The sequence below is a fragment of the Methylocapsa aurea genome (assembly GCF_000746085.1).
In the GTDB taxonomy this organism is placed as follows: domain Bacteria; phylum Pseudomonadota; class Alphaproteobacteria; order Rhizobiales; family Beijerinckiaceae; genus Methylocapsa; species Methylocapsa aurea.
Map to the genome: position 1 here is coordinate 33,862 of NZ_KN050806.1, position 9,431 is coordinate 43,292.

Sequence of the window (9,431 nt, forward strand, 5' to 3'; positions counted from 1 at the left end):
CCAAAATGAACATGCTCGCCAGAACTTCCAAACACGCCACCCATGCCGAAATGGCCAACGCGATCCGGTTCCTCGCGATGGACGCCGTGGAAAAGGCCAATTCAGGTCATCCAGGCATGCCGATGGGCATGGCCGACGTCGCCACCGTTCTCTTCACGCAATTTATGAAATTCGATCCCTCCGACCCGGCTTGGCCCGATCGCGACCGTTTTGTCCTGTCCGCCGGCCATGGCTCGATGCTGCTCTACGCTTTGCTTCATCTCCTTGGCTACGCGGGCGTGACCAGGGCCGAGCTGGAGCGGTTCCGGCAACTCGATTCGAAAACGCCAGGCCATCCGGAATTTGGGCATACGCCCGGCGTCGAGACCACCACAGGACCGCTCGGGCAAGGGCTTGGCGCGGCCGTCGGCATGGCGATCGCGGAGAAGCTGCTGGCGGCCCGCTACGGAGCGGAAATCGCCGATCACCGAACCTATGTGATCGCCGGCGACGGCTGCCTCATGGAAGGGATCAGCCATGAGGCGATCGCTTTGGCCGGCCATCTCAGACTGTCCAAATTGATCGTCTTTTGGGACGACAACGGGATCACCATCGACGGCGCGGTTTCGCTCGCGGATTCGGTCGACCAATTGGCGCGGTTCGCGGCGGCGGGCTGGTCGTCCTCTCGCGTCGACGGCCATGACCCCGAAGCGATCGCCGCCGCCATCGAGCGGGCGCAGTCCTCCGACCGGCCGGTCTTGATCGCCTGCAAGACGATCATCGGCTATGGCGCGCCGACCAAGGCCGGAACCCATGCCGTTCATGGCGCGGCGCTCGGCAAGGAGGAAATCGCGGGGGCCAGGGCGCATTTCGCCTGGATGAGCCCACCCTTCGAAATTCCCGCCAATATCTCCGCCGCATGGGCCGAGGCGGCGGAAAATGCCGCCAAGGAGCATGCACGCTGGACGGCGCGCTACGGCAAGCTCGATCCATCCACCAGGCAAAGATACGACGCCGATCTTTCGGCCGCCGTGGCGCCCGCCGTCGCCGGGGCGGTCGAGGCCTTCAAAAGGGCCGCGAGCGAAGGCGGCGCCGCGCAGGCGACGCGGGTCTCCTCGCAAAAGCTACTCGACAAGCTCAGCCCGGCGCAGCCCAATCTCATCGGCGGATCGGCGGATCTCACCGGCTCCAACAATACCAAAGCCGCCGACATGAAGAGCGTGACGCCAGGGGATTTCACCGGCCGCTATATTCATTACGGCATTCGTGAGTTCGGAATGGCCGCGGCGATGAATGGGATCGCCCTCCATGGCGGCTTCATCCCCTACGGCGGAACCTTCCTCGTCTTCGCCGATTACAGCCGCCCGGCGATCCGCCTCGCCGCCCTGATGGGCGTGCGCGTCATCCACGTGCTGACCCATGATTCGATCGGCCTCGGCGAAGATGGGCCGACGCATCAGCCGGTGGAGCATCTCGCCTCCTTGCGCGCGATTCCCAATCTTCTCGTGTTCCGCCCCGCCGATGCGGTCGAGACGGCCGAGGCTTGGGAACTCGCGCTGCACAGCAGAACGGCGCCTTCGGTGATTGCGCTCTCGCGCCAAAACCTGCCGATCGTGCGTCGCGAACATGTCGCTGAAAACCTTTCGGCGAAGGGCGGCTATGTTTTGAGGGAGCCGGAGGGCGGGCGCGACGTCACGCTCTTCGCCACCGGGTCGGAAGTGTCGCTCGCACTCGAGGCCGCCGATCGGCTGGCCGGCGACGGCGTCAAGGCCGCCGTCGTCTCGATGCCTTGTTTCGAACTCTTCGCCGCAGCGCCTCTCGCCTATCGCAAGGGCGTCATCGGCCAAGCGCCGCGCATCGCCATCGAGGCGGCGATTCGCCAGGGCTGGGACGTCGTGCTCGGGCCAGACGATGGGTTCATAGGCATGTCATCGTTTGGCGCCAGCGCTCCCGCCAGCGAACTTTACAAGAAGTTTGGCATTACCGTCGAGGCGATCATCGCGCAGGTCCGCACACAGCTGGAGCACAAGGCAGCCTGACGCTCATGCAAGCCGCTCCGACGACGATCCGGCCACTGCGCGAGCTTTGTGGGCGGCGGCGTCGGAAGGCCGCATCGCAGCCGTCGAGCCTTTGCTCGAAGGGCTCAACGGCCGGCAGGTCGGTTCGGCGAATTTTCCTGGCGTCAAGGCGCCCATCCGCAATCCGTGTCGGAGAATAATTATGGCCCGCATCACACTTCGTCAGCTTCTCGATCACGCCGCCGAGCACGATTATGGCGTTCCCGCCTTCAACGTCAACAATATGGAGCAAGGCTTGGCGATCATGGCGGCCGCGGCCGCGGTCGAAGCCCCGGTCATTATCCAGGCGAGCCGGGGCGCGCGCGCCTACGCCAATGACATCATGCTGGCCAAGATGATGGAGGCTCTGGTCGAGATGTATCCAGACATCCCAGTTTGCGTGCATCAGGACCATGGCAATAGCGAAGCGACCTGCCTCACCGCGATCCAATATGGATTTTCATCGGTGATGATGGACGGATCGCTCGAGGCCGACGCCAAGACCCCCGCATCCTACGAATATAATGTCGCGATTACCGGCAAGGTCGCGGAGGCGGCGCATTGGGTCGGCGCATCTGTCGAAGGCGAACTTGGCGTTCTCGGCTCGCTGGAAACCGGCGCCGGCGAACAGGAGGACGGCCACGGCGCGGAAGGAAAACTCAGCCTCGAGCAACTCCTGACCGACCCCGATCAGGCCGTCGATTTCGTGACCCGGACCAAGGTCGATGCGCTCGCGATCGCGATGGGGACATCGCACGGCGCATATAAGTTCACGCGCAAGCCCGATGGAGAGATTCTCTCGATGAAGGTCGTCGAGGCGATCCACGCAAAACTCCCCAACACCCATCTCGTGATGCATGGATCCTCATCCGTGCCGCAGGATTTGCAGGACATTTTCAACGCCAATGGCGGCGCCATGCGTCAGACCTTTGGCGTCCCTGTCGAGGAGATCGTGCGCGGCATCAAGCACGGCGTTCGCAAGGTGAATATCGACACCGATTGCCGCCTCGCGATGACCGCGCAATTGCGGCGCGTAGCGCACACGTCGCCGGACGAATTCGATCCGCGCAAATTCCTGAAGCCCGCGATGGACGCCATGCGCGACATTTGCCGGGAGCGTTTCGAGCAATTCGGCGCCGCCGGAAATGCTTCTAAGATCAAGGTGCTCCCAATGTCCGCCATGGCCAAGCGCTATGCCTCCGGCAGCCTCGATCCCCGCGTGGAATTGCGCCGCAACGCCGCCGAATAAGAGGAGAGCTTTAATATGAGCATCGTCGACAAGTCCGTGAAAGCGGCCGACGGACAGGCGCGCAGCCGCTATTCGGCCGGCGTGATGGAATATCGCAACATGGGCTATTGGCAGCCCGATTATGAGCCCAAGGACACCGACATCATCGCCTGCTTCCGGGTCACGCCGCAGGACGGCGTCGATCCGATCGAGGCCTCCGCCGCCATCGCCGGCGAATCCTCCACCGCGACTTGGACGGTGGTTTGGACGGACCGCCTGACCGCTTGCGAAAAATACCGGGCGAAATGCTATCGCGTCGATCCGGTGCCGAATGCGCCCGGCTCCTATTTCGCCTTCATCGCCTATGAACTCGACCTGTTCGAGCCCGGCTCGATCGCCAACCTGTCGGCCTCGATCATCGGCAATGTGTTCGGCTTCAAGCCGTTGAAGGCGCTTCGCCTGGAGGATATGCGCTTTCCGGTCGCCTATGTGAAAACTTTCCAGGGGCCGGCGACCGGCATCGTCGTCGAACGCGAGCGGCTCGATAAATTCGGCCGGCCGCTGCTTGGCGCCACGGTGAAACCGAAGCTCGGACTCTCCGGCCGCAATTATGGACGCGTGGTCTATGAGGCTCTGAAAGGCGGTCTCGATTTCACCAAGGATGACGAGAACATCAACTCGCAGCCTTTCATGCATTGGCGAGAGCGCTTCCTTTATTGCATGGAGGCCGTCAACAAGGCGCAAGCCGCAACCGGCGAGGTCAAGGGCACCTATCTCAACATTACCGCCGCGACCATGGAGGACATGTACGAGCGCGCCGAATTCGCCGCCGAACTTGGCTCCGTCATTGTGATGATCGACCTCGTGATCGGCTACACCGCGATCCAGTCCATGGCCAAGTGGTGCCGCAAGCATGATATGATTCTCCATCTCCACCGCGCCGGCCACTCGACGTACACGCGGCAGAAAAGCCATGGCGTCTCGTTCCGGGTCATCGCCAAATGGATGCGTCTCGCCGGCGTCGATCACATCCATGCCGGAACTGTCGTCGGCAAGCTGGAGGGCGACCCCAATGCGACCAAGGGTTATTACGACATCTGCCGCGAGGACTATAATCCGCAAAATCTCGAGCATGGCCTGTTCTTCGACCAGCATTGGGCTTCGCTGAACAAGCTGATGCCGGTCGCCTCGGGCGGCATTCACGCCGGCCAGATGCACCAGCTTCTGGACCTTCTCGGCGAAGACGTCGTCTTCCAATTCGGCGGCGGCACGATCGGCCATCCGATGGGGATCGCGGCCGGCGCCACCGCCAATCGCGTCGCGCTCGAGGCGATGATTTTCGCCCGCAATTCTGGGCGCGACATCCTGGCCGAAGGCCCCGAAATTCTCGAAGACGCCGCCAAGACCTGCACGCCGCTCAAGCAGGCGCTCGATACATGGAAGGACGTCTCCTTCAACTACGCCTCGACGGACACGCCCGATTTCGTCGCCTCCGTGACCCCGGCCGAGTAAGGAGCCCCGCCATGCGCATCACCCAAGGCTGCTTTTCGTTTCTGCCCGATCTCACCGACGATCAGATCCGCGCCCAAGTTCAATATTGCATCGACAAAGGCTGGGCGGTGAACATCGAATATACCGACGATCCGCACCCTCGCAATACGTTCTGGGAGATGTGGGATCTGCCGATGTTCGACGTCAAGGACGCCGCCGGCGTCATGCTCGAACTCAACGCTTGCCGGAAGGCCCATGCCGACCGCACCTATATCCGCCTCTCGGGATTCGATTCCTCGCATGGGTGGGAGAGCGTGAGGATTTCCTTCATCGTCAACCGCCCGAAGGAAGAGCCGGGCTTCCGTCTCGTCCGGCAGGAAGGCCCCGGACGCCAGCAAATCTACACGACCCAAGCCTATGCGGTCGATCGGCCGGAAGGCCAGCGTTACTGATCGCGAGGCCACCGCGCCGAACGCAGCCTAGCGCCCGGCGGATGTTCAAGTGGAGGTTCCAGCATGGCGGCGGACGACATCTTAGCGGAGGGCGGCTCCGACGCGCCCCCTGAGACCATTGATCTTCGCCGGGAGCTGACCGAGACCCACGCTCAAGAAGTGCTCGACGAACTCGACCGCGAGCTTGTCGGCCTCGCCCCGGTCAAAGCCCGCATCCGGCAGATCGCGGCGCTGCTCGTTGTCGATCGCGTCAGGCGGCGTTTGGGCCTTCTTTCGGAAACCCCGACGCTGCACATGTCATTTACCGGAAACCCCGGCACCGGCAAGACGACAGTTGCGCTGCGAATGGCTGAAATTCTGCACAAGCTCGGCTATATTCGCAAGGGACATCTTGTCTCAGTCACGAGAGACGATCTCGTTGGCCAGTACATCGGCCATACCGCCCCCAAGACCAAGGAAATCCTCAAGAAGGCGATGGGCGGCGTGCTGTTCATCGACGAGGCCTACTATCTCTACCGGCAGGAGAACGAGCGCGACTATGGCCAGGAGGCGATCGAGATTCTGTTGCAGGTGATGGAAAATCAGCGCGAGGATCTCGTCGTGATCCTCGCCGGCTATGCAGATCGAATGGACCAGTTCTTCCGCTCGAACCCCGGCTTTCGCTCGCGCATCGCGCATCACATCGATTTTCCCGATTACAGCGATGGCGAATTGATGTCGATCGCAACGACGATGCTCGCCGCGCAAAGCTACAAGTTCAGCCTGGCGGGCGCGGCTGCCTTCGAAAGCTATATCGCGGCGCGCCGGCAGCAACCGCTTTTCTCCAACGCCCGCTCGATCCGCAACGCGCTCGATCGGGCGAGGCTCCGGCACGCCAACCGCCATTTTGAACAGGCGGGCCCCGTCTTGCTCGAAGATCTCATGACCATCGACGCGCCCGACGTGCTCGCGAGCCGCGTCTTTAGGGCCCGGCCCGATCAAATAGACTCATTCGATCGATAAGCGCTCGCTCAATTTCAAAAGTCAGCGCATGTCGCGATAAGCAAAATGGAAAGGATGTTTAAATGGCCTCTCTCGTCATCGCCCCCTCGATCCTTTCCGCCGATTTCGCCAGCCTCGGCGAGGAAGTCCGCGCCGTCGCCGCGGCGGGCGCCGACTGGATTCACGTTGACGTCATGGACGGCCATTTCGTGCCAAACATCACGATCGGCCCGGCCGTGGTCGCGGCCCTGCGCCTCCATGCGACGATTCCCTTCGACGTGCATCTCATGATCGCGCCCTGCGATCCCTATCTTGCCGCCTTCGCCGAGGCGGGCGCGGACCTGATCGCGATCCATGTCGAGGCGGGACCGCATCTGCATCGCTCGCTCCAGGCGATCCGCGGGCTCGGCAAGCAGGCGGGCGTCGTTCTCAATCCCGCGACCCCGGCCTCCAGCGTCCTGCATGTCCTTGATCTTATCGATCTGGTGCTGATCATGTCGGTCAATCCCGGCTTCGGCGGCCAGACCTTTATCCCTTCGGCAGTAGATAAGGTCGCGGAGCTGAAGGCGATGATCGGCTCCCGGCCGATCCGCATCGAGGTCGATGGCGGGATCAATCCGGAGACCGCCGCCCTCGTCGCCGCCGCCGGCGCGGACACGCTCGTCGCCGGCTCGGCCGTGTTCAAGGGCGGACCAGCCCATTATGCCGAGAATATCGCGGCGATCCGCGCCTCCGCCGCCGGCAAACAACGCCGCGATGCCGCTTGAGGCGTTGATTTTCGACGTTGATGGGACGCTCGCCGAAACCGAGGAACTGCACTGGCGGGCTTCCGCGCCCTCGGCTGCGCGCCGCCACCTGCATCGCCTTTGAAGATTTCGGAAAATGGCGTGATCGCGGCGCGCCAGGCGATCTTGGCGAACCGTATCAGCTTTGCCGCCAGCTTGCCGGCTGGCGCCTCGCCAAAGATGACGTCGATCTTGCCGGCTTGCGGGCCTTTCTCGACGAACCGGAAACCGGCCGCCAGTCGAGACAAGGCGAGGCGCTGGAGCGCATCTTCCCAAATTGACTTCCCGCAAGAGTTGCCTCTATAAGAGCCACGCTTTCCGGCCATGATCGATTGGCGCCTCGCGGCGGTTCGCTGGGGGGCGAACCGTCAATTGGCCGAATTTGTAATTTTTGGCGCCCGAACCAGAAAGCTCGGCTGGAGTTTCTGGACCTCGCGCGCTCGCGAAATGGTTTTTTTTTGCGGCGGGACGACTTCTTGGGCGCGGGCGCGAATTCTTAAGATTGGAGCTGAATTGTGAAGCGGACATATCAACCGAGCAAGCTCGTGCGCAAGCGGCGGCATGGGTTTCGCGCGCGGATGGCGACGGTCGGCGGCCGCCGGGTCATCGCGGCCCGGCGCGCGCGCGGCCGCAAACGGCTTTCAGCCTGAGGTCTCTTTTCCGGCCGCGGGATTCTTGATCCCAAGCGGCGCGCTGGTCTTGGCGCAGTTTTCGGGAGATTTCTTGGAAGAGCCCTCGGAACAGCCTCCCGCAAAGCCCGCGCCCGCGCCACCAGTACGCTTGCGGCGAAGGTCGGATTTCCTGAACGCGGCCAAGGGCAATCGGTTTCACGCCAAAGGGTTCGTTTTGCAGGCCGCCCCCCGCCAAAGCAATGTCAAGACGCACCGAAAGGTGGCGGCGCCGCGCCAAGACGAAATGGGCGCTGGCCCAAGCGAATCTGGCGCCCCAGACCGCGCCGGGATTGACGGCCTGGGAATCGTTGGCCTGGAAGCAGCCGCCAACGCGCGGTTTGGCATCACGGTCACAAAAAAAATCGGCGGCGCGGCGGCGCGCAATCGGATCCGCCGCCGTCTTAGGGAAGCGTTGCGGCTGCTGGCCCCACTACCCGGACAGCCGTCGCATGACTATGTGATCGTAGCGCGGCCGGAAGCGCTTCGAATGCCTTTCCCGGCTATGCAGGCGGAGCTTCAGCGCGCGATCGCCAAGATCGGCGCAGCCGGCAAGCCCGCGAAATCTCGACAAGACAGCCGGCAAGATAAGCGACAAGACGTTCAGCAAGGGCTTCAGCGGCGCAAAAGCGTCGGAAGGCCAGCCGCGGGACCGACCACGTCGCGCGCGGGAACGTCTCCAGACAGGACGCCTATGGCATGAAGCAGGACACCAAGAATCTTTATCTGGCGATTGGCCTATCATGCCTTGTCGTGCTTGGCTGGAACATGTTTTACACCGGGCCGCAGCTTGACAAGACGCGTCAGGCGCAGATGCGGGGCGGCCAGACCGGCGCCCAAAGCCCCGGCCCGCAAGCGCCAGGCTCACAAGCTCCCGGTTCGCTTGGCGCAGGCTCGCCAGCTGGGCCGGGCGGCGCCTTGAGCGAGCCGGTCAAGACCCGGGCCGAGGCTTTGGCCGCCAGCCCGCGGATCAAACTCGACACCCCGGCGCTGTTCGGCTCGATCGCGCTGAAGAGCGGGCGGATCGACGACGTCTCGCTCAAAGCCTATCGCGAGACCACCGATCCTTCGAGCCCCAACATCGTCCTGCTCTCCCCCGCCGGGTCGCCGCATCCCTATTACGCCGAGGCCGGCTTCCTCGCCGCGCCCGGCGAGGCGCTGGCGCTCCCCCGCGCCGACACGCTGTGGCGCGCCGATCGCGAGGCGCTGACCCCGTCGAGCCCGGTGACGCTCAGCTATGACAATGGCCAGGGCCTGATCTTCCGCCGCAAGATCGCCGTCGACGACCGCTATATGTTCACGGTGACCGACGCGGTCGAGAACGCCTCGGCGCGGCCGGTGACCCTGACGCCCTATGGGCTGGTGTCGCGGATCGGCCTGCCGGCGACCGAGAATTACGCCGTCCTGCACGAAGGCTTCGTCGGCGTCATCGGCGCCTCCGGCGTCGAGGCCTGGAAATATGACGCCATCGAGAAGGAAGAGAAGGCGACCAAGACCTTCGAGGGGGTCGGCGGCTGGCTCGGCTTCACCGATAAATATTGGGCAGCGACCGTCATTCCCGACCAGAGCGCCGCGGTGAAGGCGAGCTTTTCCGAGCGCGCCACGCCGCAGAAGGTTTATGGCGCCGGGTTCCAGCAGAGCGAGGCCAAGACCCTTGCGCCGGGGGCCTCGATGGACGTCACGACGCGGGTCTTCGCCGGCGCCAAGGAGACCTATACGCTCGACAAATACCAGGCCGATCTCGGGATCGAGAAATTCGATCTTCTGATCGACTGGGGCTGGTTCTATTT

General features: G+C 63.3%; 10 protein-coding genes. All 10 read left to right on the forward strand.

Annotated features, from left to right (window positions below; translation table 11 throughout):
* Positions 1-5 precede the first annotated feature (5 nt).
* A complete protein-coding gene (gene tkt, locus DL86_RS18420) occupies positions 6-2,018 on the forward strand; it encodes a transketolase (protein ID WP_036264695.1) in 2,013 nt (670 codons plus the stop codon).
* A gap of 181 nt (positions 2,019-2,199) precedes the next feature.
* Positions 2,200-3,285 carry a class II fructose-bisphosphate aldolase gene (gene fba / locus DL86_RS18425; protein ID WP_036264718.1) on the forward strand — a complete coding sequence of 362 codons (1,086 nt, stop codon included), beginning with the start codon at positions 2,200-2,202 and terminating at the stop codon, positions 3,283-3,285.
* 15 nt (positions 3,286-3,300) lie between these two features.
* Positions 3,301-4,776: a form I ribulose bisphosphate carboxylase large subunit gene (locus DL86_RS18430; RefSeq protein ID WP_036264696.1), complete on the forward strand. Its 1,476-nt coding sequence runs from the start codon at positions 3,301-3,303 to the stop codon at positions 4,774-4,776.
* Between the two features lie 11 nt (positions 4,777-4,787).
* Positions 4,788-5,207, forward strand: a complete 420-nt coding sequence (locus tag DL86_RS18435) for a ribulose bisphosphate carboxylase small subunit (RefSeq protein ID WP_036264698.1) — start codon at positions 4,788-4,790, stop codon at positions 5,205-5,207.
* A gap of 63 nt (positions 5,208-5,270) precedes the next feature.
* Positions 5,271-6,209 carry a CbbX protein gene (gene cbbX / locus DL86_RS18440; RefSeq protein WP_036264700.1) on the forward strand — a complete coding sequence of 313 codons (939 nt, stop codon included), beginning with the start codon at positions 5,271-5,273 and terminating at the stop codon, positions 6,207-6,209.
* A gap of 62 nt (positions 6,210-6,271) precedes the next feature.
* Positions 6,272-6,955, forward strand: coding sequence for a ribulose-phosphate 3-epimerase (gene rpe, locus DL86_RS18445; protein ID WP_036264702.1), 684 nt, complete (start codon positions 6,272-6,274; stop codon positions 6,953-6,955).
* Positions 6,956-6,975: 20 nt separating this feature from the next.
* Positions 6,976-7,254, forward strand: a complete 279-nt coding sequence (locus DL86_RS18450; RefSeq protein WP_036264703.1) for a hypothetical protein — start codon at positions 6,976-6,978, stop codon at positions 7,252-7,254.
* Between the two features lie 234 nt (positions 7,255-7,488).
* Complete coding sequence (rpmH, locus tag DL86_RS20660; RefSeq protein ID WP_015931829.1) at positions 7,489-7,623, forward strand: 50S ribosomal protein L34; 135 nt, start codon at positions 7,489-7,491, stop codon at positions 7,621-7,623.
* A 130-nt stretch (positions 7,624-7,753) separates the two neighbouring features.
* Complete coding sequence (rnpA, locus tag DL86_RS18990; protein WP_245276436.1) at positions 7,754-8,344, forward strand: ribonuclease P protein component; 591 nt, start codon at positions 7,754-7,756, stop codon at positions 8,342-8,344.
* Positions 8,341-9,431, forward strand: a 1,091-nt coding sequence (gene yidC, locus DL86_RS18470) for a membrane protein insertase YidC (protein ID WP_036258507.1), incomplete at its 3' end; no start/stop codon positions are given. The genes rnpA and yidC, both read left to right, overlap by 4 nt.

Bases quoted from the DNA above. Each gene is read 5' to 3' on its own strand.
- tkt (WP_036264695.1), top strand. From the start codon at position 6: ATGAACATGCTCGCCAGAACTTCCAAACACGCCACCCATGCCGAAATG.
- fba (WP_036264718.1), top strand. From the start codon at position 2,200: ATGGCCCGCATCACACTTCGTCAGCTTCTCGATCACGCCGCCGAGCAC.
- DL86_RS18430 (WP_036264696.1), top strand. From the start codon at position 3,301: ATGAGCATCGTCGACAAGTCCGTGAAAGCGGCCGACGGACAGGCGCGC.
- DL86_RS18435 (WP_036264698.1), top strand. From the start codon at position 4,788: ATGCGCATCACCCAAGGCTGCTTTTCGTTTCTGCCCGATCTCACCGAC.
- cbbX (WP_036264700.1), top strand. From the start codon at position 5,271: ATGGCGGCGGACGACATCTTAGCGGAGGGCGGCTCCGACGCGCCCCCT.
- rpe (WP_036264702.1), top strand. From the start codon at position 6,272: ATGGCCTCTCTCGTCATCGCCCCCTCGATCCTTTCCGCCGATTTCGCC.
- DL86_RS18450 (WP_036264703.1), top strand. From the start codon at position 6,976: ATGGGACGCTCGCCGAAACCGAGGAACTGCACTGGCGGGCTTCCGCGC.